General features: G+C 68.0%; 14 protein-coding genes and 2 tRNA genes. 5 read left to right on the top strand and 11 right to left on the bottom strand.

Annotated features, from left to right (window positions below):
* Nucleotides 1–32: 32 nt before the first annotated feature.
* Nucleotides 33–3,254, bottom strand: coding sequence for a hypothetical protein (locus P9K36_RS30950; RefSeq protein ID WP_278306395.1), 3,222 nt, complete (start codon nt 3,252–3,254; stop codon nt 33–35).
* Between the two features lie 299 nt (nt 3,255–3,553).
* Between P9K36_RS30950 and P9K36_RS30945 the strand changes: the two genes are divergently transcribed.
* Nucleotides 3,554–5,341 (top strand): acyl-CoA dehydrogenase C-terminal domain-containing protein, encoded by a 1,788-nt coding sequence (locus P9K36_RS30945; RefSeq protein WP_278306394.1) that lies wholly within the window; start codon nt 3,554–3,556, stop codon nt 5,339–5,341.
* A 171-nt stretch (nt 5,342–5,512) separates the two neighbouring features.
* Here the strand turns inward: P9K36_RS30945 and P9K36_RS30940 are convergent, their stop codons facing one another.
* From P9K36_RS30940 to P9K36_RS30930, 3 genes are all read right to left on the bottom strand, one after another.
* Entirely contained in the window at nt 5,513–6,793 is a 1,281-nt protein-coding gene (locus P9K36_RS30940; protein WP_053608749.1) for an O-acetylhomoserine aminocarboxypropyltransferase, read from the bottom strand.
* 87 nt (nt 6,794–6,880) lie between these two features.
* Complete coding sequence (locus tag P9K36_RS30935; protein ID WP_043380487.1) at nt 6,881–7,096, bottom strand: hypothetical protein; 216 nt, start codon at nt 7,094–7,096, stop codon at nt 6,881–6,883.
* Nucleotides 7,097–7,131: 35 nt separating this feature from the next.
* Nucleotides 7,132–7,374 carry a hypothetical protein gene (locus P9K36_RS30930; protein ID WP_043346132.1) on the bottom strand — a complete coding sequence of 81 codons (243 nt, stop codon included), beginning with the start codon at nt 7,372–7,374 and terminating at the stop codon, nt 7,132–7,134.
* 666 nt (nt 7,375–8,040) lie between these two features.
* Here P9K36_RS30930 and P9K36_RS30925 point away from each other — a divergent pair.
* The 3 genes from P9K36_RS30925 to P9K36_RS30915 all read left to right on the top strand — a co-directional run bounded on the left by P9K36_RS30925 (nt 8,041) and on the right by P9K36_RS30915 (nt 12,663).
* Nucleotides 8,041–9,873 carry an ATP-binding protein gene (locus P9K36_RS30925; protein WP_236961677.1) on the top strand — a complete coding sequence of 611 codons (1,833 nt, stop codon included), beginning with the start codon at nt 8,041–8,043 and terminating at the stop codon, nt 9,871–9,873.
* On the top strand, nt 9,870–11,540 hold the full coding sequence (locus tag P9K36_RS30920) for an EAL domain-containing protein (protein ID WP_043760550.1): 1,671 nt from the start codon (nt 9,870–9,872) through the stop codon (nt 11,538–11,540). The genes P9K36_RS30925 and P9K36_RS30920 overlap by 4 nt, the downstream gene beginning before the upstream one ends.
* A gap of 469 nt (nt 11,541–12,009) precedes the next feature.
* Nucleotides 12,010–12,663: an ABC transporter ATP-binding protein gene (locus tag P9K36_RS30915; protein WP_043346135.1), complete on the top strand. Its 654-nt coding sequence runs from the start codon at nt 12,010–12,012 to the stop codon at nt 12,661–12,663.
* 416 nt (nt 12,664–13,079) lie between these two features.
* Here P9K36_RS30915 and P9K36_RS30910 read toward each other — a convergent pair.
* Nucleotides 13,080–13,169: transfer RNA gene (locus P9K36_RS30910), tRNA-Ser, on the bottom strand.
* Between the two features lie 174 nt (nt 13,170–13,343).
* Between P9K36_RS30910 and P9K36_RS30905 the strand changes: the two genes are divergently transcribed.
* Nucleotides 13,344–13,417 (top strand) — tRNA-Gln (locus P9K36_RS30905).
* A 607-nt stretch (nt 13,418–14,024) separates the two neighbouring features.
* On the opposite strand, the gene P9K36_RS30900 is transcribed toward P9K36_RS30905, so the two are convergent.
* From P9K36_RS30900 to P9K36_RS30875, 6 genes are all read right to left on the bottom strand, one after another.
* Nucleotides 14,025–17,051, bottom strand: a complete 3,027-nt coding sequence (locus P9K36_RS30900; RefSeq protein WP_347568061.1) for a PAS domain S-box protein — start codon at nt 17,049–17,051, stop codon at nt 14,025–14,027.
* A gap of 617 nt (nt 17,052–17,668) precedes the next feature.
* A complete protein-coding gene (locus tag P9K36_RS30895; protein ID WP_100794059.1) occupies nt 17,669–17,932 on the bottom strand; it encodes a hypothetical protein in 264 nt (87 codons plus the stop codon).
* Between the two features lie 444 nt (nt 17,933–18,376).
* Nucleotides 18,377–19,099 carry an ABC transporter ATP-binding protein gene (locus tag P9K36_RS30890; RefSeq protein WP_043380492.1) on the bottom strand — a complete coding sequence of 241 codons (723 nt, stop codon included), beginning with the start codon at nt 19,097–19,099 and terminating at the stop codon, nt 18,377–18,379.
* On the bottom strand, nt 19,092–21,140 hold the full coding sequence (locus P9K36_RS30885; protein WP_278306392.1) for a branched-chain amino acid ABC transporter ATP-binding protein/permease: 2,049 nt from the start codon (nt 21,138–21,140) through the stop codon (nt 19,092–19,094). The genes P9K36_RS30890 and P9K36_RS30885 overlap by 8 nt, the downstream gene beginning before the upstream one ends.
* Before the next feature lie 38 nt (nt 21,141–21,178).
* Nucleotides 21,179–22,051: a branched-chain amino acid ABC transporter permease gene (locus tag P9K36_RS30880; protein WP_043345455.1), complete on the bottom strand. Its 873-nt coding sequence runs from the start codon at nt 22,049–22,051 to the stop codon at nt 21,179–21,181.
* Nucleotides 22,052–22,183: 132 nt separating this feature from the next.
* Nucleotides 22,184–23,395 (bottom strand): ABC transporter substrate-binding protein, encoded by a 1,212-nt coding sequence (locus tag P9K36_RS30875; RefSeq protein WP_043345452.1) that lies wholly within the window; start codon nt 23,393–23,395, stop codon nt 22,184–22,186.
* Nucleotides 23,396–23,792 lie beyond the last annotated feature (397 nt).

Genomic DNA, 23,792 nt, shown 5'->3' with positions numbered 1-23,792 from the left:
GCGCGGCTGCGGCGCCGGCTTCAGGAAAGCCGTCAGCCCCGGCGGGGCGAGGCCGTGGACGGCACCGCGCTGGGCAAAGGCGCCCCGAGCAGCGACATCGGCGGGCTGGCGGGGGCCTTCGACGCCGGCGGCTCGTTCACCGCCGCGTCAATCTTTCGCGGCTTGAAGTTGGCCGCGAGGCTCTTCGCGCTGGCGAGATCGGAGGGACTCAGCTTGTTGGCCACGTCGTCGCGCTTCTTGCCGGCATCGTCGTCGCCCTGGCTCGCCGCGGCCGAGAACCACGCGTAGGATTGGATAAGATCCTGCGTCAGGCCGAGGCCGCGGGCATAGAGAACGCCGAGATTGTACTGGCTGTCGCGGACGCCGAATTCGGCTCCCTGGCGGAACCACGAGGCCGCGGATGCGAAGTCCGGCTTCCCGTTGGCGACCGGGTTCTCCGCATAGAGCACCGCCAGATTGTGCATGGAGCGGGCATGACCCTGCTCGGCGGCACGGCCGTACCAGAGCTTCGCCTTGTCGAGATCGCGGACGACGCCGGACCCCTTCTCGTAATGGCCGGCGAGCTTGTACTGGGCGGGGGCGTAGCCGGCCGAGGCCAACTTCTCGTAGAGCTTTGCCGCGACCGACAGATCGCGCGGCATGCCGCGGCCGTCGGCCTCCCGGGTGGCGAGGTCCCAGATGGCCGTGCCGTCGCCCTCGAGGGCGGCGAGCTTCACCTTGGCCAGCGCCGGCGGCAGGTTGCCGAGATCGGCCTGCAGGGCGTTCATGCCGGAGACCTGCGGCACCGCCGGCTTGGCGGTGGAGTGCGTCTCCGCGGGAGCGGGATTCGGCAGCGACTGGGTCGTGGTCGGATCGGCCACGGCCGGCTTCGCGTCCAGCGTCTCCTTGGCGGCGTCCGGAGCCTTCTTCTGGATGTCGGCGGCATCCCCGCGTGACGGCGCGATCTGGCTCGCCGGGGCGGGCGTTTGCGGCTCATCCGCGCTGCGCATGGTGATCGCCTGGAGCGCGCCCAGCGCCAGCACGATGGCGGCGAGCCCGAGCAGGAGCGGGCGGCGGCGGCGATCGATCTCGGCGCGCAGCCGCGCGAGCCGCCCCGTCGTCGCGCTGGGCAGCAGCGCGGCCCGCTCGCCCCGGGTCTCCCGGCGCTCCACGGGCGCTTCCGCGACCAGCTCCGCTTGCGCGGCCTGGGCGGCCCGTCGCGCCGCGGCGATGAAGCTGGTCTTGATGTCGGTCTCGGAGGTTGCGTCGGCCGCGATCCGCGCGGCGGCCGCGTCGCCGATCCGCTCCTGCATCGGCCGGCGGGCCGACGGCTCTCTGGGCGAGCGCGGCTCGCGCGGCGGACGGCCGCTGCCGGGCTCGAGCAGGTCGTCGGCGAGGCGGGACGCCTCGATGCCGTCCCGCCGTGTCTTCGCGCGCGCCTCGACGGGCGCGAGGGTCGCCTCCGCGCTCGTCGACGACATCAGGCGCTCGTCGAGGGACGGGACCCGCGGCGGGACGGACTCGGCCGGGCCGAGCCGGACGAGAAGGCGCTCAAGGGCCGATTGGACGCCATCGAGGGTGGCGCCGAGCCGCTGATCGGACGCGACCTGCCGGGCCTGCATATCGGCCAAGCTGGCGCGGAGGAGGCCGATCTCCCCGGACTCGGCTGTGCCGAGACCGGAACCCTGGAGGGTCTGGGCCACGGCGTTGCGCGCGGCGCGCTCCACCACGGCCTCGGTCGGGGCGGAGTCCCGGAGAGCCGTCACCTGCCGGAGCAAGTCGCCCATGGTGCGCTCGAGGCCGGCCAGCGCCGGATCGACGCTCAGCGGCGCGTCGAGGCGCCCCGCCAGAGAGACGACCTGCCGCTCCAGGGCGTCGAGCCCTTCGTGCTCGGCCCGGGCGCCGACCTGATCGACCTTGTCGGCGAGGCTGCGCAGCATGGCGTGGATCGACGCCATCCCGTCCGGACGGGCGGCGGTCTCACCGGTCCGCTCGGACCAATCGTCCCGGGCGCAGAGGAGGTCGACCTTCTCCGCAAGCGCCTGGATCTGCTCCGCCAGCGCGGCCGGCGCGGCGATCTTCACGTCGCTGCGGATCTCCTCCAGGATCGGGCGCAGGTCCGGACCGGCGCTCAGGCTTTGCAACTGCGCAATCTGCGCGCTCAGCGCCTGAAGGCTCTGCGCGAGACCCTGTATCCGCTCCGGACCCGCCAGGGCACCGATCTGCCGGCGAATCTCCTCAAGCTCGGCAAACAGGCCGGCGAGGGTGCGACCATCCGGATCGGCCGCGCCGGTCGCCGCCGCGGAATCGAGGCGCTCGGCCAGGCGGCGGACATCCTCCGCGACGCGGCTGTGGACGTTCTCGGCCACCTCTTCGGCGAGGCGCTCGACCTGCGCCCGGACCTGCTCGATCGGCACCGCGATGGCGGTGAGATCGGTTCCTGCCTGGGCCCGCTCGATGCCGCTGGCCAGGGTGATGACAGCCTGCTCCAGGGCGCCGATATCCCGGCTCGTCGCCAGCTGGTTGATCGCCTCGCGCAGGCGTGTGGTCTCCTCCTGAAGCTCGATCAGGGCGGTCGACGGGGCGACACCTTCCTCGATCCGGGCTTCCAGCCGGCGCGCGAGGTCCATGCGCATGCTGGCGACGACGCCGCCATCGGTCGCGGACATCGCGGCCCCCGGCCCGGCGGTCTCGGCGAGCTCGCGCTGCCGTTGCCGGATGTCCTGGACCGCATTGCGGATGTCCGCGGCGGCGGGGCGCGCGCGGCGGCCGGGCTGGCGCGTGGTGGCGACCTGCTCGCCGAGCTGGGACATGCGCCGCTCGATATCGCCGAGCCGTTCGGTCACCTGCTGGACGGGGGCCGCCTTGAGGGCCCGCTCGATGCGGGCTTCGATCTCCGCGAGGCGCCGCGCCTCTGCTTCCTGGGCGGCACGCCGCTCATGGTCGAGGGCCCGGTCGAGCCCGTCCAGGCGATCCATCAAGGCGGCGATGCCCTGGCCGTAGGCGTCGGCGCGGGGCTCCGGGTTCTCGCCGTCCGGAGCGGCCGGGGCGGATCGATCCGGCGCGGCATCGGGCCGGACGGCACCGGAACCGACCTGCTCGGCGCGGTGGCGGCGCCGGTGCCGCCGGTTTCCCGGAGCGGCCGATTGCTGCTGCGGCACCACTGAGGCGATCCAGGTCTCGAGCGGCACGCCCGCCCGCGCCGCCACGTCGCGCGCCGCGTCGAGCACCTCGGGATCGAAACTGTCGAGCTGCGGCATCGCGTTGCGGGTCATCGGTGGCCTGTCGTCGGCAGCGGTCGGCGTCCGTTTCCTCTGCGCAGGGCGGACCGGAATTCGGTATCCACGAACACACGCGTCGGATCGTTCGAGGCGACCATTAACTTTCTTGGTAAACACGAGGTTAAGGTTCACCGGGCCCCGGTAATCGTCGCGAGCGACCGGCGGCGTGGGCCGGGTGCGCCGGTCCGGCGGCGACGGGGTCGAGCCGTTGCTCCGGAGGCGGCGGGGCGGTTACATGCGGCCAAGGCAGCGGGCCGTCTCGAGGGGCCTGCACCAGACGGGGGAAGCCAGAGATGCCGCAGTATCGCGCTCCGGTTGAGGACACGCTGTTCCTGCTCACCGATGTGCTCGGTTTTCATGCCCGGGACAACCTGGCCGGCTTCGCCGATGCCTCACCCGATGTGATCGAGGCCGTCCTGCGCGAGGGCGCGAAGCTCGCCGAGGAGGTCCTGGCTCCGATCAACCGGACAGGCGATCTTGAGGGCTGTCGCCGGGACGCCGACGGCACGGTACGCACGCCGACGGGCTTCAAGGCCGCTTACGACACCTATGCGAGCGGCGGCTGGATGGGACTTTCGGTGCCCGAAGCCTATGGCGGCCAGGGCCTGCCGCACACGCTGAACACCGCGATCCAGGAATTCGCCTCGGGCGCGAACCTCGCCTTCGGCATGTATCCCGGTCTGACGCAGGGCGCGATGGCGGCGCTGCTGGTCCACGGCACGGAGGAGCAGAAGGCGCTGTACCTGCCGAGGATGGTCGAAGGGGCCTGGACCGGCACCATGAACCTGACCGAGCCGCATTGCGGCACGGATCTCGGGCTGCTCAAGACCAAGGCCGTGCCGAACGGCGACGGCGCCTACAGCATCACCGGCACCAAGATCTTCATCTCGGCCGGCGAGCACGACCTCGCCGAGAACATCGTCCACCTCGTCCTCGCCCGGATCGAGGGGGCCCCCGCCGGCACCAAGGGCATCTCGCTCTTCGTGGTGCCGAAGGTTCTGGTGAACGCCGACGGCTCCCTCGGCGCGCGCAACGGCGTGTCCTGCGGCTCCCTCGAGCACAAGATGGGCATCCACGGCAACGCCACCTGCGTGATGAACTACGACGGCGCGACCGGCTGGCTCGTGGGCCAGGAGAACCGCGGCCTCAACGCCATGTTCGTGATGATGAACGAGGCGCGGCTCGCCGTGGGCGTCCAGGGGCTCGGGCAGTCCGAGGTCGCCTACCAGAACGCCGCCGCCTACGCGAAGGATCGCCTCCAGGGCCGGGCGCTGACCGGCGCGAAGGCGCCCGACAAAGCCGCCGACCCGATCATCGTCCATCCGGACGTGCGCCGCACGCTGATGCAGATCCGCGCGTTCAATGAAGCGGCCCGCGCCCTCATGCTCTGGACGGCGCTCCAGGCCGACATCCTGCACCGTTCCGAGGATGCCCAGGAGCGGCAGGCGGCCGACGATTATCTCGGCCTCATGACGCCGGTGGTGAAGGGCGTGTTCACCGATCGCGGCTTCGCCAATGCGGTCGAGGCGCAGCAGCTGCTCGGCGGCCACGGCTACATCGAGGAATGGGGCATGTCGCAGTTCGTGCGCGATGCCCGCATCGCCATGATCTACGAGGGCGCCAACGGCATCCAGGCGATGGACCTGATCGGCCGCAAGCTGCCGAAGGATGGCGGCCGGGCGATGATGACCTTCCTGGGCGAGGTCCAGACCTTCCTGAAGGACCACGGCGAGGATCCCGCGATGGCGCCGTTCACCCAGCCGCTCCAGGCCGGGCTGAACGATCTCCAGGGCGCGGTGATGTGGCTGATGCAGAACGCCTTCGCCAAGCCCGACAATGCCGGGGCCGGCGCAACCGACTTCATGCACCTCTTCGGCCTCGTGGCCCTGGGCTACATGTGGGCGCGGATCGCCAAGGCCGCCCAGGCCAAGCATGCCGAGGCGCCCTCCCCGCGCTGGGAGTCGAAGCTGACGAGCGGCCGGTTCTACATGGAGCGGATGCTGCCGGAGACTGCCCTGCGCCTGGCCCGCATCAAGGCCGGTGCGGACAGCACGATGGCGCTGGCGGCGGACGCGTTCTGAGCGTCCCACGGGCCGTCGCGCCAGAGCGCGGCGGCCGGCAACGTGGCGTCCCCGCCTTTGCGAGCGTCGCGAAGCAAACCAGCCGTGCGACGCTGACCCAGTGCCCGCTGCCCTCGGTCGCCGCGCCGCGCGCGCGACGACGGCGGAGCCGGCTCGTGGCGCGGGACCGTGTCAGCCCTCGAGCGCGGCGTCGAGATCGTCGATCAGGTCCGCCGGATCTTCCAAGCCGATCGACAGGCGCACCACTTCCGGCCCCGCCCCGGCGGCGGTCTTCTGCGCGTCGGTGAGCTGGCGGTGCGTGGTCGAGGCCGGATGGATGATCAGCGACCGGGTGTCGCCGATATTGGCGAGGTGCGAGAACAGCTGGAGGTTCGAGACCAGCTTCACGCCCGCCTCGTAGCCGCCCTTCAGACCGAAGGTGAACACGGCACCGGCGCCCTTCGGCGTGTAGCGCTTGGCCAGCGCATGGTAACGATCGGTCTCCAGCCCCGGGTAGCTCACCCAGGACACGGCCTCGTGCTTGGACAAATGGGTGGCCACCGTCAGCGCGTTGTCGGAATGGCGCTGCATGCGCAGCGGCAGGGTCTCGATGCCGTTGAGGATCAGGAAGGCGTTGAACGGCGAGAGCGCCGGACCGAGGTCGCGCAGGCCCAGCACCCGGCAGGCGATGGCGAAGCCGAAATTGCCGAAGGTCTCGGCCAGCACCATGCCGGAATATTCCGGCCGCGGCTGGCTCATCATCGGGTAGCGCGCGTCGCCCGCCCATTGGAACGAGCCGCCGTCGACGATCAGGCCGCCGATCGAATTGCCGTGGCCGCCGAGGAACTTCGTCGCCGAATGGACGACGATGTCGGCGCCGTGCTCGAAGGGCCGGATCAGGTACGGCGTCGCCATGGTGTTGTCGACGACGAGCGGGATGTTGTGCTTCTTGGCGATCTGCGACAGCGCCGCGATGTCGGTGATGACGCCGCCGGGATTGGCGATGGATTCGCAGAAGATCGCCTTGGTGCGCGGCGTGATCGCCGCCTCGAAGGAGGCGGGATCGTCGTTGTCGGCCCAGGCCACCGACCAACCGAAGTTCTTGTACGAGTGATTGAACTGGTTGATCGACCCGCCGTAGAGCTTGTTCGAGGCCACGAACTCGTCGCCCGGCTGCATCAGGGCGTGCATGGTCAGGAACTCGGCCGCGTGGCCGGAGGCGACCGCCAGGGCGGCGGTCCCGCCTTCGAGGGCCGCGATGCGCTCCTCCAGCACGGCGTTCGTCGGGTTGGTGATCCGCGTGTAGATGTTGCCGAAGGCCTGGAGCCCGAACAGCGACGCGGCGTGATCGACATCGTCGAACACGAAGCTGGTGGTCTGGTAGATCGGCGTGGCGCGCGCGCCCGTGGCGGCGTCGGGGGCGGCGCCCGCATGGATCGCCAGCGTGTTGAAGCCGGGCAGGCGGTCGGACATCGTCAGGTCTCCTCAGAGCACCCGAGCCTGTACGCCCGCCCGGGAGTTCGGCGCAAGGCTCCGCGAGGGCTGACGCGCCGGAGTCGGTTAGGCCTCCGGCCTGGGGCCGATGTCCATATGGGGCTGGCCCGCATCGACCAGGGCCCGATCCACGGCTTCGATGGCCAGCAGCGTCCGGGTCAGATCCTCCGCCATAGAGATCGGCGCCACGTCGAGACCGCCCAGGCGCCGGGCGATGGCATTCCGCTGACGCGCCAGCGCGGCGCGGGCCCGGTTCAGCTCCTCGATCTCTTCGATGGTCATCCGCGCATCCTCTCCTCGACTCAGCGACACCGTCATCAACTCCCCGGCGTCCAGTCGATATTCGGTCGCTGGGCCAGCATGCGCTCGAAGTAGTTGGCGACGGCCTGCGCCCCGTCGGTGTGCATCATTGCCACGGGATGCGCGAGATAGGCGCGGGCGAGATCGAGGGGAATGCGTCCGCCCTGGAGCGCGTTCAGCACCTCGTCGATGAAGGCGTCATTGGCCTCGTTGAAATCGCTGGACAGCTTCTTGCGGTCATTGATGGCCTTGATCGGCATGCAGACTTCCTGTTGCTCGGTGCCGGTGTAGCATCCGGTCGACGGGTTCGGCCCGGATCGCGGCGCGATATGGTCTGACGCGGCAAGACGGCGCAAATCGCGTGCGGGCCCGCACGGTTCAGTAACCCTCCGCGATCGTCGCATGGAGCGGATTGCTGCGCTGCGGCGTTACTGCTCTATGTCGATCGAAACAATGCACTCCCATACGGTCGAAATCGTCCCGTGCAGGGACGATCCCCGGTGCTTCCGATGGATCATCCGCAGCCACGGCGGCACGGTCGTCGAAAAGTCGCCCTACGCCTTCGTAACGCGGAACGGAGCCCGCATTTCCGGCGAGTGCTGGATGCGTGAGCATTTCGGCGACGGGCAGGCCGCCTAGCTGCGCGCCCGACATCCGCGATCGACCGCACCGTCCGATTCTGTACTCTCGGTGAGGTGGCCCGCTTTCAGGCTGCGTCCAATACCCGGAATCCCTGAGACACCGAGATCGCGAAGGGTGGCGGCCGCCCGTATCCCGAGCCGATGCACAGGACGCACGCAACCTGGGCGATAATACTGAGACAAAAAGCATCGGTTAAGCATTACGCTTTTGCGCGAATTCCTTTGTCAGAACTTTAATGACCACCCTGCAGTATCGTGTCGATTCTGTTTCAGAGCAGGGCGCGGATGATGCTGAGCGGCGACGGGACGTTCCGGGACGACGAGTCCGCGTCGCAGATGGGGTCTGTGACTTCCATCGAGGGGTCGAAAGTTCATCTTGAGCTCGGGCTCCGGAACGGGCGACCGAGCGTGCGGGTCACGGTCGGCAATCTGGTCCGGATCCGTGCGGGCGGGGCCATCCTCGTGGGCATCGTCACGACGTTGGCCTCGGCCCACGAGCGCGGGCGAGAACCCGGGGCCTTTGCGAGCCTCGACCTGCTCGGCCAGATCATCGAGACGAACGGGGTGCCTGGATTCTGCCGGGGCGTGACCTGCTACCCGGCGATCGGCGACACGGTCGAGCTGCTGTCCCCCTCCGAACTGCGAATCGTCCACCAAGTGTCTGTGGCCAACACGGCGGCCGTCGGGGCGCTCTACCAAGACCCCGAAACCCCCGCCTGCATCAAACTCGACGACCTTCTCTCCAAGCACTTCGCCGTTCTCGGCGCCACGGGGGTCGGCAAGTCGAGCGGCGTGACCATCATCTTGGACGAGGTGATGCGCGCCAAGCCGGCAGTGCGCATCTTCCTGCTGGACGTACACAATGAATACGCCGCCAGCTTCGGCGACCGCGCGAGCGTGATCAATCCGCGGACGCTCAAGCTGCCGTTCTGGCTGTTCAACCTCGAAGAGATCGCCGACGTGATCTACGGCGGGCGTCCAGCCGTGGACGAGGAGATCGAGATCCTCGCCGAAGTCATCCCGCTCGCGAAGAGCAAGTACGCCCAGTACAAGGAGGCGAGCGACCGGCAGATCGTGAAGCGGACACTGGGCAAGGCCGGCGGCTACACGATCGACACGCCCGTGCCCTACGTGCTCCAGGACCTGATTGCCCTCATTGACGAGCGGATGGGCCGGCTGGAGAATCGCGTCTCCCGGATGCACTATCACCGTCTGATCACGCGGATCGAGGCGATCCGGAACGATCCGCGGCACGGCTTCATGTTCGACAACGCCAATGTCGGCGGCGACATGATGGGCGAGATCCTGGCGCACCTGTTCCGCCTCGATCCGGATGGGCGGCCGATGACGATCATGCAGCTCGCCGGCCTGCCGAGCGAGGTGGTGGACGCCGTCGTCTGCGTCCTGTCCCGGCTGGCGTTCGAGTTCGGCATCTGGAGCGAGGGCGCGATCCCGCTGCTGTTCGTGTGCGAGGAGGCGCATCGCTTCGCCTCGGCCGATCGCTCCGTCGGCTTCACGCCGACCCGCCGCGCCCTGTCGCGCATCGCCCGCGAGGGCCGGAAACATGGCGTCCATCTCGGCTTGGTCACGCAGCGTCCGGCCGAACTCGACGCGACCATCATGTCGCAATGCAGCACCCTGTTCGCCATGCGGATGACGAACGCGCGCGATCAGGCCTTCCTGGCCGCAGCGGTATCGGACGCCAGCAACCTGCTCACCTTCATCCCGTCGCTCGGGACGGGCGAGGTCATTGCCTTCGGTGAAGGCGTTCCGATCCCGGTCCGGATGACGTTCCGGCGCCTCCCGTCGATCCGCCAGCCGCGCAACGACACGAGCGGCGCCGCGGCGGGGGACGGCGCGGCGGTCGCCGGCGCCGGCTTCATCGGTGCCGTCGTGGAGCGGTGGCGGGGCGCGACCATGAACAAGGTCGGCGGCCAAGACCACGATCCGATCGGCGCCGTGCGCCTCGGACGCGAGACGGGTCCGGAGGGGGCTCAGGGCGCAGCGCTCGATCACGTGCATCGTCGGCTGCTCCGCCGCCCCCTCGAGGCCGGCGACACCGTCTCGCAGGCCGGACCACACGCTGCCACGCCGCTCTGGCAGCAGGGCGGAGTATGAGCGCCCCGACTTCCCCGACGCCTCAGACCCTGCTCGAAGCCGTGATCCAGACGCTCCCCGTGGGCGTCGTGGTCTTCGACGAGCAGGGAGGGTGCACCCTGGCCAATGCCGCCGCGCGCGCTCTCGGCGACAGGGCCGTCCACGCGCTCGCCGCCGCGGCGGGCTCGTCTCGGGAGGCCGCGCATGTCGAGGCCATCGGCGATCGTGTCGTCGAGGTGCGCACCCACCCGATCGCGGAGGATCACGGCAGCTTCACGCTCACCACGGTCACCGATGTCACGCGTCATCACAGGATTCAGCGGGAGCTGATCACCAAGGCCTTCATCGACGCCCTGACCGGGCTTCCCAACCGGACGATGTTCGAGCAAAGCATCGCCGAAGTCCTGGCCGGATCACGACCCGGGGACCGTTTCGCCCTGGCCTTCATCGACCTCGATAACTTCAAGCACATCAACGACTATTACAGTCACGCCGCGGGCGACGCCCTGCTGCGCAAGATGTCCGACCGGATCCGCGCGACGTTGCGCCCGAGCGACCTGCTGGCCCGCATCGGCGGCGACGAGTTCGTGCTCTTGCTCGATCCCGTCCTCGATCGGGACGACGCGCTGGCAGCCGTGCGCGCCATCTCGGAGCGGCTCAAGCAGCCGTTCTTCATCGACGGGCACGAGATCTTCGCCTCCGCCTCCATCGGCGTGAGCCTGTTCCCGGACCACGGCGACACCTATGAGGTCCTCGCCCGGCAGGCCGACAACGCCATGTACCGGGTGAAGGGCGAGTTGAAGGGCGGCGTCAGCCTATTCGACGACGCGATGAGCCAGGCGGCGACGGCCCGGATGGCTGTGGAGCAGCGGCTCCGGCTGGCGATCCGCGACCGCTGCTTCTGCTGCGCCTTTCAGCCGAAAGTCGACATGCGCACCCATGCCGTCACCGGCGTCGAGGTGCTTCTGCGCTGGCGGGACGAACTCGGCATGATCCAGGCGCCGGGCGATTTCATCGCCCTCGCCATCGAGCTCGGCCTGATCAACGAGATCACGCTCCAGGTCCTGGCCGAGACCGTTCGGTCGATGCCCGATATCGATGAGGTGTTTGGCCCGGACGTCACCGTGAGCCTCAACATCGCCGCGAAGCAAGCCTGCGATGTGCCCTTCATGACCGCCTTCTGTGCCTCCCTCGGCGAGACCGGGCTCGCGGAGCGTTTCGTCCTGGAGCTGACCGAGGAGGCCTTCTTCACGGCGGGCCGCTTTCAGCGAGACGTGCTCCCGCGGATCCGGGCGATCGGAGCGCGGGTCTCGATCGACGATTTCGGCGTCGGCTACTCGTCCCTGTCGGCCTTGGCGGACATCACCGCTGACGAGTTGAAAATCGATCGCTCCTTCATCACCGACATCGACAAGCGACCGCGCAGCCAGATCGTCCTGAAGGCGATCGAGTCGCTCGGCGCGGCGCTCGGCATGTCGGTGGTGGCCGAAGGCGTCGAGACCTACGAGGAGGTCGCCTACCTTCTCGGGGCGACGCAGATCCGCTGCGCGCAGGGCTATTACTTCGCTCGCCCGCTCCTGCTCGATCAGATCGGTCAGGTGGAGCCGCGCCTGTCCGGATCACGCCATCCTTCACCGCGCAGCCGCGCCTCGGAGTTGCGGATGCCCAGCCTGCTGCGGCGGGCGTAAAGGGCCACAGGCCGCGAAAGCCATCCTCTCCCCGTGGCCGAACGCTGCCGGGACAGACTGGGAGGACGCGACTCCGCCGCGAGACGGATTCCGGCGCATCGCCACCTGGCCCAGCGGCGATTACGATCGCCTGTCCCCGGCTACCCCCATGGGCCGCGTCGCAGGGTAGTCGCTGAAGCAGGCTGAGGCGGCCTGCGCGCTAGGTTCCGGCGCACTGGCCTCGGCGCCGGCCGAGCCAGGGCCTTTTGTCCTCTGGAGGCATCCGAACGGCCCACGCTGCCGCACGCGGTCCCCAAGCGGGCGGCCCAGACACCGGGCGCAGATCCGAATGACCGGTGTCGATCGGGGCGGCCCCAGGGGGAACGCCAACGGCTTGACCCGACCGCTGTCATTCCCAGTTTTGGCCACCTTCAGGTGCTCTACCTCCGACCCAAAGACCATCAGGCCGCTGTGCCGTACGAGCAGTCCCGTGATCCGATTCGAGAACGTCACGAAAATCTACCGCGCCAACGGCGCGCCGCGAATCGTCCTGGACCGGGCATCCTTCACCCTGAAGCAAGGTATCTGTTACGGCATCCTCGGCATCAACGGTGCCGGCAAGTCGACGACGATGCGGATCCTGGCGGGCACCGAGGAACCGACCAAGGGCAAGGTCTATAGAGGCCGGCGTGTGTCGTGGCCGCTCGGCTTCGCGGGCGGATTCCATCCCAAGATGACCGGCCGCGACAACGTCATGTTCGTAGCCCGGATCTACGGCGAGGATCCGCGGAAAGTGCTTGATTTCGTGGAGGATTTCTCGGAACTCGGGAGCTATCTGGAGCAGCCGATCTACACCTACTCATCGGGCATGGGCGCACGGCTCGCCTTCGGCATGAGTATGGCAATTCCGTTCGAGACCTACCTGATCGACGAGCTCACCTCGGTCGGCGACGCGCGCTTCTCCAAGCGGTGTGACGAAGTCTTCTCCGCCCGTCGCAAGAATGCCGACATCATCATGATTTCCCACTCGATGGAGCAGCTCCGCGAGTGGTGCACCCAAGGCATCGTGCTGCTGAACGGGCGGGCAATCGTCTACGAAGACATCAACGACGCGATTGAGGTCTACAGACGTCTCAATGCCTGAGTTTCAGCGCAGACTATGATCGGCCGACGCATAGATTTTTGAATTCAACGGGCTCGGTGCTCGAAATCCGTTTCCCGAGATCATTTTGCTGCTGACACAAAGCAGCAGCACCAAGCCATCCGATCTGGGCAAGCACACAGGGGCCAAGAGGCCGATCATCGCCCGCCTTTCTGCAGCTTGCCGGCGCGACTCGTCTGGACGTGGTCGAAGTCTCGACCCTGCGCGGACGCATCGCCCTCTGTCGCCAGATCGACGCGCGCGGTGCCGCCCCCCGGAACCAGCGCCTCGATCGGAGACGACCGCATTCCAACCGGAAGCGGCTTTTTCGTACGCCCTCGATCCCGGTCTGCGCCTCGATCCGATGACGGTACCGCCCCTCCCCGGGGAATGCGTTGGCCGCCACAACCGAAACCCGCTGGCGGAAGGGGTGGGATTCGAACCCACGGTGGAGTTGCCCCCACGGCGGTTTTCAAGACCGCTGCCTTAAACCACTCGGCCACCCTTCCGGACGGGTCTGCGGCGTTACGGTTACGGCCGCGGCGGAGGCTGCGTCAACAGGAGAACAACCGGTTGACCTTCCGAAGCATTCCGCCTATCTCACCGCCCACGCCCGGCGCCGCTCGATACGGAACGGGTTTCACCCAGCCCCATCCGGTAGGGATGCGCTCGGCTGCAGGCTTTGGGGGATAGTTTAACGGTAGAACGGTGGACTCTGACTCCTCTAGTCCTGGTTCGAATCCAGGTCCCCCAGCCACCTGTCACCGCTCCGTAGTTTCCGCTTTTGACTGAGATTGGACTGGCCCGTTGGCCGGACCGACCGGACGCATGGAGTCGTGTTTGCGCGTCCCGGTGATGGTCTCAAGCTGAGCTGTTTCTCGCCTCGGGAACACGCATCGCCAATCGAGCGTGGCCAATCGCAGGCGCAGTCGGGTCTCCCCGGCAAACGCCCCTTCTGAGCAGCCAATAGACACCGTATCCGTGACGGCGCTCTCAGGCACACTCATCAAATGGTCAGATCGCCGGTCCCGGCCGCGCAAAAGCCCTGCGCTCTGAGGAGCGGAAGCCCGGTAGAACAAGCAATGCCGACCAAGCTCGGCCTGACACCGCGGGGCCCCTCGGCCGCAGCCCGCGCGGCCGTGAGACCTATGCCGACCTGGGACGGTGCCCTGCATCCACCCCGCATTCCTCCTCTCGGCGCAGAGTGACCCCGTTGCGTTGAGCGGCGGCCCCGGCCGGGAAGATGATCGTCGGCGCTTGGCCTCCGCTTTACGGATTCAGTGGGGCCCACCTGCGAGCGACCAACCAGCAGCGCATCGAGGGTCCCCCGCAAAACCGCGCGTACCCCCTGACCGCGTTTGCCGTCAGGCCGCCGGGGCCGTGAGCTTGGACCGCACGCCGAGGACTTGGTGCAGGATGCGCCCGAGTTGCTCGGCCGAATAGGGTTTGTGCAGCAACGCGAATCCGTGGTCGCTTTCCTGGGCGAGCACGTGGCTGTACCCCGACGTGAGGACCACCGGCAGATCCGGCCACCGCTGCTGCAGCTCACGCGCCAGCGCGACGCCGCCCATGCCCGGCATGACCACGTCGGAGAAGATCAGATCGAACCCGTCACCGTCGCGACCCAGCCGGTCCAACGCTTCCTCGGCATTGCCGGCCCATGCCGTCCGGTAGCCCAGATCCTCCAGGATCTGGGTCGCGAACTGGCCGACTCCGATATTGTCCTCGACGACCAGGATGCGTTGACCCGAGCCCAGCGGGGCCAGCCCCATTTCCTGGATGCGCTCACCGGACGACAGATCGGACGCAGCCACCTCGGGTAGATAGAGCGTGAATGTGGTGCCCCGGCCGACGACGCTCCGGACATCCACGTCGCCGCCCGACTGCTTGGCGAAACCGAAGACTTGGCTCAACCCGAGACCCGTGCCTCGACCAACCTCCTTCGTGGTGAAGAAGGGCTCGAAGATCCGCTCGATCCGGTCCGGCAAAATGCCGGTCCCCGTGTCGGTCAGGGAGACCGCCACGAACGGCTTCTCGCACCCTGCATGGCCGCGAACAGCCGGCAGCGCCGCCCCCCCGGTGACCCGGAGGATGAGCGTGCCTTCACCGTCCATGGCATCGCGGGCGTTGACGGCCATGTTGACCAGGGCCGTTTCGAACTGGCTCACATCCGCCCGTACATGACAGGCGGTGTCCGGCACCTCGATCAGAACCTGCACGCGTGCGCCGGTCAGCGTGTCGAGCATGTCGGCGATCGCACTCACCCGCTGCCCGGCGCTGAACACCTCCGGCTTCAGCGCTTGACGGCGCGCGAAGGCGAGGAGCTGGCCGGTCAGCTTGGCGGCCCGGTCGACCGTCTCGGAGACCGCGTCGAGGTAGCGGCGCTTGCGGACCTCCGGCAGATCGGGCCGACGCAAAAAATCGACGGATGAGCGAATGATGGTCAGAAGGTTGTTGAAGTCGTGCGCCACTCCGCCCGTAAGCTGGCCGACCGCCTCCAGCTTTTGGGATTGGCGGAGGGCTTCCTGGGCCAGGACCAGCTCGGCCTGATCGCGCAACCGCTTTGTCACGTCCATGACGAACTGATAGCAGCCCGTGCGCTCGCCATCCGCTCCGCGCAGGGTGCGGAAACTGATCTCATAGGCGGGGCGGACGCGTCCGGGATCGCCGAACTCCTGGACGAGGGTGATCTCCTCGCCGGCCAGCCCGCGTCCCCAACCCGCTTTGACCTGGGCCTGGTGTTCAGGCTGATCGGCCAGAAGGTCGAGCATGTTGTCGCCGACCTTCGGCCGTACGCCATAGATGCGCTCGAACTCGTCCGCATTCGCCTTATTGATGGCCAGGATGTTGTAGTTGAGATCCGACGCCATCACCATGATGTCGGTTCTTTCGACGATCGTGGCCAATAGATTGCGCTCGGCCGTGCGCTCCGAGACCTGAAGTTCGAGCGTCTCGTTGAGAAGCTGTAGGCGGCGCTCGCTTTCGGCCAGCCGTTGCTCTGCCTCCCGGCGATGGCTGAGATCCGCCGTGACGACCAGCAGGTCCTTGAACCTGCCCTGCCCATCGTCGAGACGTCTGACGCTGCTGCTCGCCCAGATGGACGTGCCGTCGGGACGACGATAGAGCTTGTCGAGGGCAGAACTGTGCCCGGTCTCGAACGCCTGCGCGATCGTCGCCAAGCTCTGCGGGATATAGGCTGGATCGGTCACATCAGCGACGCCGATCGAGAGAACCTCGTCTGCGGACCGTCCGAGAATGCGGCACATCTCCGTGTTGACCCGAAGATAGCGGCCGCTCGCATCCACTTCGGACAGGCCGACGGACGCAGCCGAGAAGATCGCCGCCAGACGCTCCTCGCTCTCGCGCAGCGCCACTTCGGCACGGGCCCGCTCGGTGGCAGCCTTGACGCGCTCGCCGACCTCCCGGATCAGGTTGCCTTCCGCTGGCGTCCAGGCGCGCGGGGTCGCGCTCTGCACCGCGAGCAGGCCGACCCATTCGTCACCCCGAAACAGAACGACATCGACGAAGGCGCCGACCTGGCGTGACCGTAAGCCCGCCCGGGCTTCGACAGTGAACCGGGGATCCGAGGGCACGTCGTCGACCGCGACGACCACGCCGTCGCGGTAGGCTGCCAGCAGGTCCGGGCCGAACGCCGCCAGCGAGTGCTCGCCGATGATCGAGCCGACGCCGTGGACGTACTCACGTTCGACCGTCATCAGGCTGCCGGCGATCTCGGCGTAGAATACGCGGCTCGCACCGACCCGCTCGCCCAGACGCCGGGCGGCCACTTCGACGATGTCGGTGGGCGTGTTCAGCGGCCGAAGCGCGTCGCTCAGATCCAGCAGGAACGATTGTCGCTCCTCGTTCTCGCGGAGCGTCGCATCCGCCTCCTGCCGCTCCCCCTCGACGAACCGTTGGTCCGCGATCTCAGTGCAGGTGCCCCACAGGCCATCCACGCGCCCGGCCGGATCGCGAATGGGCACGTAGGACAACGAGAACCGGCCCCCGTCGGGCGACCTCACGACGTGTTCGAACGCGGCCGTGTCAACGGAGCGACCGGAGCAGGCCTCGTCCACGAAGGATCCAAGCTCGGCGCCGAGGTCGTGCCAGACCTGGAGATAGTCGCGACCGAGCGCGGACGGATGCGCGGCGCCGAGAAGCCCGGCAAAGGAATCGTTGTAGAGGAGCCTGCGCTCGGGCCCCCAGATGACGAAGGTCGGCTGCCTCGAACCGAGCATGACGCCTGTCAGCGTCGTCAAGGATGGCGGCCAGGTCGCGGGATCGCCGAGCGGTGAGGCGTCCCAGTCGTGCGCGCGCATGAGCGCGCCCATCGCGCCACCGTCCATCAGGCAGGCTGGGATGCACATCGTCACGTTCGAACTTCTGTGCATCACGGCGTGGCGCTGTTTCACGGGGCCTCAGGGATTGACCGAGCGGACTGCTTCCGCGGTTGAGCCCGAACGATCGCGCGTATGCGCCGCCATGACGGCGCGCCGAACGACCCTTCAGTTGCCGCCCTGAGAGAAGGCAGGCCCGTTCACCGTGTTGGCCGTGGCACGCGACAGGCGCGTGCATCCAACACCCTAGAGCGGTCTCATGGCGAGCCGAGGTTGTCAAAGCCATGGACGCCTGGCCGGCGGCGCAATCGCCAACCTTTGAGAGTCGTCGCGCGCCGGAGATCTGGCGATGCCGTTCGGCGTGGTGCGCCCGCTCCATCTCCCGATCCTGCCGCCCCCGCCAGGTCGCGGGCGCCAGCGAAGATCGTCCTTCCCGATGCGCCAGGGGAACGCCGCCCTGCGTGACCAAGCCGCTCCGACCGGCGCTTCCACAATCCTGGGAATCAGCCGAGCTTCAGACCTCTGCGCGAGGACGCGGATGCCGGGTCGCCACGCGTTTCCCGGCGGCATCGGGATGACCCCCTTCTCATCCCTGCAGGCCACGCCCGCCTGGTCACCGGCGGCCTCGGAGGCCTCATCGGCTGAGTCGTACCAGGCCGCGCTGTCTCGCCTCAGCGCGCCCGGCGCGGCAGCTCGGGGTCGTGACAATGCATCTTCGGCGGTGCCGTCGCACAATCGATGGAACAGGTCTGATCGCGCCGGCAGATCCATTGCAAGGCCCCCGTCTTCATACAGGAGCCGGAGCAATGACGGTGCGGCCCATCCCTCGGTTCGACGAAGGTGGCCGGCGCGTCCGGCGACCCCGCACTTGGCTGCACGGAGCCGGCAAAGGCGAATGCCGGAAGGATCAGGAGGGCCGACACGCGACGTCTCATCAGACCGCCCTCCCCGATCGGCAGCCACCCTAGGCTGCCGGAGCCCCACGACAGGGCGACAGAGGAGGTTACCGGCGTTCGGACATCGCGAATGCAGGGATGATCAATGACAATTCATTTCATCCGGCTCTGCGCAGGGGCAGCCATGATGCATCTCCTGGCCGGCAATGCTTGATTCGTGCTCGCGTCGGCCGGCGCGAGCCGGAGCGGCGGGGCCCTCCGGCGGTACATGCGTCCGATTCCCCACAGCGAGGCGTGGCCGGGCTGCTGGAGCACGGATGTCGTCGTTGGGCAGGCTCCGCATAGCCCTGTGCAGGACACGCCGGCCTTCACGAGGGCGACGCCCGCAGGACGCGACGGTCCAGATTAACGGCATCGCGCCCCGCCCGAAGCGTCAGCCCCCGGAACGGATCGGTCTCCGCGACCGGGGGTCTCGCGGCGGCCTCAGTGGCTGCCGCCGAGATAGGCCGCCCGGACGGCCGGATCATTGCGCATCTGCTGCGCCGGGCCCTGGAAGCGGATCCGACCGTTCTCGAGCACATAGGCGTGGTCGGCGACGCCGAGCGCCGCCATGGCGAACTGCTCAACGAGCAACATGGTGACCTGCTCGGCCTTGAGCAGGCGGATGATCCGGAACACCTCCTCCACGAGCTTCGGGGCGAGGCCCATCGAGGGCTCGTCCAGCAGGAGGATCTCCGGCCGCAGCATCAGGGCCCGGCCCATCGCGAGCATCTGCTGCTCGCCGCCCGAGAGGGTGCCGGCAAGCTGCGTACGCCGCTCCTTCAGACGGGGGAACATCTCGAAGGCGCGCTCGCGGTCGGCCGCGACGTCGCCCTTCGGCCGCGCGCCCGTCAACCGGGGGAAGGCGCCCAGGGTCAGGTTGTCCTCCACCGAGAGCGTCGGGAAGACGCGGCGGCCCTCCGGCGAGTGCGCGAGGCCGAACCGGGCGACGTCGTGGCTTTCGAGGCCGCCGATCTCGCGCCCGTTGAGGCGGATCGAACCCGCCCGCGGGCGGATCATGCCCGACAGGGCGCGCATCGTGGTGGTCTTGCCGGCGCCGTTCGAGCCGATCAGCGCCACGACCTGCCCCTTCGGGACCGCGAAATCGAGGCCGTGCAGCACCTCGACCTGACCGTAGCCGGCCGACAGACCCGTGACCTCAAGCATGGGTCAACTCCTCGTCGGCGACCGGGCTGCCGAGATAGGCCTCGATCACCTTCGGGTCCGCCTGGACCTCGCGGGCACTGCCCTCGGCAATCTTGTGGCCGAAATCGAGGACGCTGACGCGGTCGCACAGGCCCATGACCACGTCCATGTGGTGTTCGATGAGGATCACCGTGATGCCGGCGTCTCGGATCTTGCGGATGATCGCCGTCAGCTCGGCGATGTCGGGGGCGGTGAGGCCGGCGGCGGGCTCGTCGAGGAGGAGCAGGACAGGATCGAGGGCGAGCGCGCGACCGATCTCGAGGAGGCGCTGCTTGCCGTAGGGCAGGTTGCGGGCCTCCACCTGCGCCAAGGCGCCCAGGCCGACGAAGTCGAGGATCGCCATGGCGCGGGCGCGCTGCTCGCGCTCTTCCCGACGGCGGCGCGGCGTGCCGAGGATCGCGTCGAAAAGGGTGCCGCGGAACCTGTGATGGAGCCCGACCAGCACGTTCTCCAGCGCCGTCATCTCCCGGAAGAGCTGCACGTTCTGGAAGGTGCGCGCCACGCCGGCCGCCGCGATCTCGGAGGGCGTGCGCCCGTCGAGGCGCTTCGAGCCCTGGCCGCGGGCCAGGGTCACGCTGCCGCCGGTCGGCCGGTAGATACCGGTCAGCACGTTCATCATCGTGCTCTTGCCGGAACCGTTCGGCCCGATCAGGCCGTGGATCGTGCCGGGCCGGACCGTGAGGTCGACGCCGGCGAGGGCCTTGAGGCCGCCGAACTGCATCAGGGCCTGCTCGACGGTGAGCAGCGGGTCGGCACCCCGGCCGCCGCTCTGGACGCTGAGCGCCGCCCCCTCGGCGTGGAGGCTCTTGCCCTCGGCGGTGTGGGCCGGCCGGAGCGCCGGGATCTTCTCGCGGACGAAGCCGACGATCCCGTCCGGCAGGTAGTACACCACGAACAGGATCATCAGGCCGAAGACCGTCAGGCGGAAATCGGTGACGGATTCGAGCGCCAGGGTCGCCGGGAAGAAGGCGAGGCAGAGCCCGACCGGCACCAGCAGGGCGAAGCGGTCCTCCCGGCGCCGGAGGAAAGCGAGGGCGCCCACGATCAAGGCGGCAAGGGCGATGAGCCCCGCCATGATCCGCACCAGCTCGATATCGGCCAGCACGTTGGGCATCATCACGACGATCGCGGCCCCGATGATCGGCCCCGCCCGGGATTTGCGCCCGCCCATCGTCACGGCAAGCAGGAACAGCACGGTCAGCTCGAAGCCGTAGGAGTTCGGAGCCACGTAGCGCTCCGACCACGCGAACAGCGCACCGGCGAGACCGGCAAGGGCTGCCGAGATCACGAAGGCATAGACCTTGTAGCGGTAGACGCTGACGCCCATGCAGTCGCAGGCGATCGGCGAATCCCGCAGCGCCTCGAAGGCGCGGCCGTAGGGAGAGCGCACCACCCGGTTGACGACCAGGATTGTGGCCAGCAGCGCGACGCAGACGAGGTAGTAGAATTCGAGCTTGCGCCCGGCTGCGCCCCACGGGGCCTGGAGGCCGAGGAGCGAGAAGTCGAGGACGCGGGCCGGCGGCAGGGTGATGCCGAGGGGGCCGTTGGTCAGGGGCGTCAGCTCGTTGATGAAGATCTGAATGATGGTGCCGAAGGCCAGCGTCACCATGGCGAGGTAGGGACCGGTAACCCGCAGCGCCGGGACGGCCAGCAGCACGCCGAAGGCCGAGGTCACGCCGATCCCGGCGAGGATGCCCCACCACACGCCGAGCTTGAAGTGCAGGAACAGCACCGCGGCCGCGTAGGCGCCGACCCCGAACAGGCCGGCATGCCCGAGACTGACCTGTCCGGTATAGCCGACCACGATGTCGAGCCCGAGGATCAGGATCGCGTAAATGGCGATCACCACCACGAGGTGGATGTAATACGAACTCGTCACCACGTGCGGGAAGGCGGCGAGACAGACCACCAGCAGCACGGCGCCGAGGGCGCCCACGTGGCGGGACAGGCTCGGCGCGGCGGTCGGGACGGGCGCGTCGGCGGGGGCGAGGGTCTGCGCCATGGCTCAGGCTGCCGGGAGAGATGCGCGGGCGGTCACGGTCAGACCTTCTTGATGACCGCCTTGCCGAACAGGCCGACGGGGCGAATGGAGAGGACGACGAGGAGCAGGATCAGGCCCGGCACATCCTTGTAGCCGGTCGAGATGTAGAAGCCGGTCAGCGTCTCCGCGACACCGAGGATCAGGCCGCCGACGATGACGCCGAGCCCGGATTCGAGGCCGCCGATGATCGCCACCGCGAAGGCCTTCAGCGCCAGCACGGAGCCCATCGTGGCCCCGGTCAGCGTGACGGGCGCCACGAGCACGCCCGCGAAGGCCGCCGTCATGGCGCTGATCGAATAGGACAGGGTGATCACCTTCTGGGTGTTGATGCCCATCAGGCCGGCGGCGTCGATGTCGTTGGAGGTGGCGACGACCGCCTTCCCCCAGATCGACTTGCGATTGAAGATCTCGACCGCGAGCATCATCAGCAGCGCCCCCGCGACGATCAGCAGTTCCATCGGCAGGATGCGGACGCCGCCCACTTCGAGGGCAGTCTCGGGGAGCGGCGAGGGAAATTTCAGGTCGTCGCGGCCCCAGACATTCTCGGCGACGTTCTTGAAGATGATGCCGAGGGCGATGGTCGCCATGATCCATCCGTATTCGGACTTGATCTTCACGGCCGGGCGTACGCCCAGGCGCTCGACCACGGCCCCGAGGGCGAAGCCGAAGACGAGGACCAGGGGGATCATCAGCCAGTAGCCGACGAAGGGCACCAGGGTCAGGCCGAACAGGGCCCCGAGCGCCAGCGCCTCGCCCTGGCCGAAATTGAGCGTCTTCGAGGTCGCGAAGGTGAGCTGATAGCCGAACGCGATGGCGGCGTAGATCATGCCGACCGCGACGCCTGAGGCGATGAGCTGAAGCAGGATGGCCATGGATGCGTTGTCACCGGAGGGTCGTCCGGCCGCGCGGCGCGCGCCGCGGGACCGATATGCGACGTGCCGGCAGGCTGGAGTGCCGCCGGACTCTGGGGCACCCGCGCCCGGGTGGGCGCGGGCGTCGGGACCTCAGTTCGAGGACTTCTCCTTGACGCGGACGACACCGGCGTTCTTGGCGTCCTCATCTTTGGCGTAGACGATCTTGCCGTCCTGCACCTTCCCGAACACGACCATGTTGCGCGAGATGGCGTTGTGGTCCTTGGCGGTGAAGGGCTTGTCGTAAGTGGTGACGACGCCCTCGACCTTCTCGTTCAGGTTCTCAAGGGCGGTGCGGATCTTCGCGCCGTCGGTGCTGCCCGCCTGCTTGATCGCCGCGGCGAGGAGGTAGATCGAATCGTAGCCCTGGGCGCCGGCCACGGGGGTCGGGATCTTCGTGACGCCGTAGGTCTTGTAGTAGTTCTCAAGGAAAGCCTTGCGCTTCGGCAGCGTCTGGTCCTCGATGAACGTCTGGGGCATGACCACGCCGTTGCCGTTCGCGCCGGCGATGTCGATGAAGCTCTGCATCGAGGACGGCCAGCTGGTGATCATCGGCACCTTCCAGCCGAGCTTGGCCATGCCGTTGGCGATCTGGGCCAGCTCCGGCCCGATCCCGTAGGCGAGGATCACCTCGGCACCGGCCTGCTGCGCCTTGAGCAGCTGGGCCGTCATATCGACGTCCTTGATGTTAAACTTCTCGACCGCGACCGGCTTCACGCCCTTCGTGCCGAGATACTTCTCGATATCCTCACGGCCGAGCTGGCCGTAATTGGTCGAGTCTGCGAGGATCGCGATCTTCTTATGGCCCTGCGCGAGGGCTTCGTCGACCATCAGGCCCGCCTGCAGCACGTCGTAGGCCGAGTTCCGGAAGACGTAGTTCGAGTCGTAATCCGGCTCTTTGAACTGATTGGTGATGATCGTCCCGGTGGCAACGTTGTTGAACACCGGGATTTCGGCTTCTTGGTAGAAGCGTTGGGCCGCGAGCGCGACGCCGGTGTTGATGAACCCGACCGTCGCGACCACCTTCTCCTTATTGATAAGCTCTTGCGCGACTTGCGCACCGACCTCGTTCTTGGCCTCGTCGTCGCGCTCGACGAGCTGGATCGGCCGACCGAGGACACCGCCGGCCTTGTTGATTTCGGCAGCGGCGAGCTTGGCGCCGTCGCGCATTGAGACGCCCATCGAAGACGATCCCCCGGTATAGGGACCGCTCAGCCCGATCTTGATCGGATCCGCAGCCCATGCGGGGGCCGACAACATCGATAAGAACAGCACCGCAGCTGCTGCGCGACCTGCGAAGACCATCGTTCCCTCTCCAAGCTCCCGCTCGCGCGGCATGCCCTTCACCGTGGCACTCTGCCGACGACGTCTCATTGACTCAGGTCGGGCCGTCAAGCTGATGCTCTGATGAATCCAGAACGAATAATAAAGATTGTACCGATCTCTCCGCAGGATGAGCAACACAGGAGAAGAATCCAGCCCTGCCGACCGGGCGAGCGGATTAAAGGGCGACCGGGCTCGTAGGACTCCGACATCCGGCACGGCGCGCTCTGCGGCGTCCGCAGGGCCTCGAAACCAACGGCGTCAGGGCGGATGCGGCGCGGTCTCATCAGGGCGCGCCCCTCCCGGTCGTCGCCGATGCACAGGGCGTCCAGCGCCGTATGAGAACCGCGCATTGACGCGCCGCAGCCCGGCCGCCTAG

Origin of the sequence: Methylobacterium sp. 391_Methyba4 (assembly GCF_029691625.1) — a bacterium.
Classification (GTDB): domain Bacteria; phylum Pseudomonadota; class Alphaproteobacteria; order Rhizobiales; family Beijerinckiaceae; genus Methylobacterium; species Methylobacterium fujisawaense.
The sequence above is the reverse complement of the archived record's forward strand: the minus strand, read 5'-3'. Positions and strand labels throughout refer to the sequence as shown.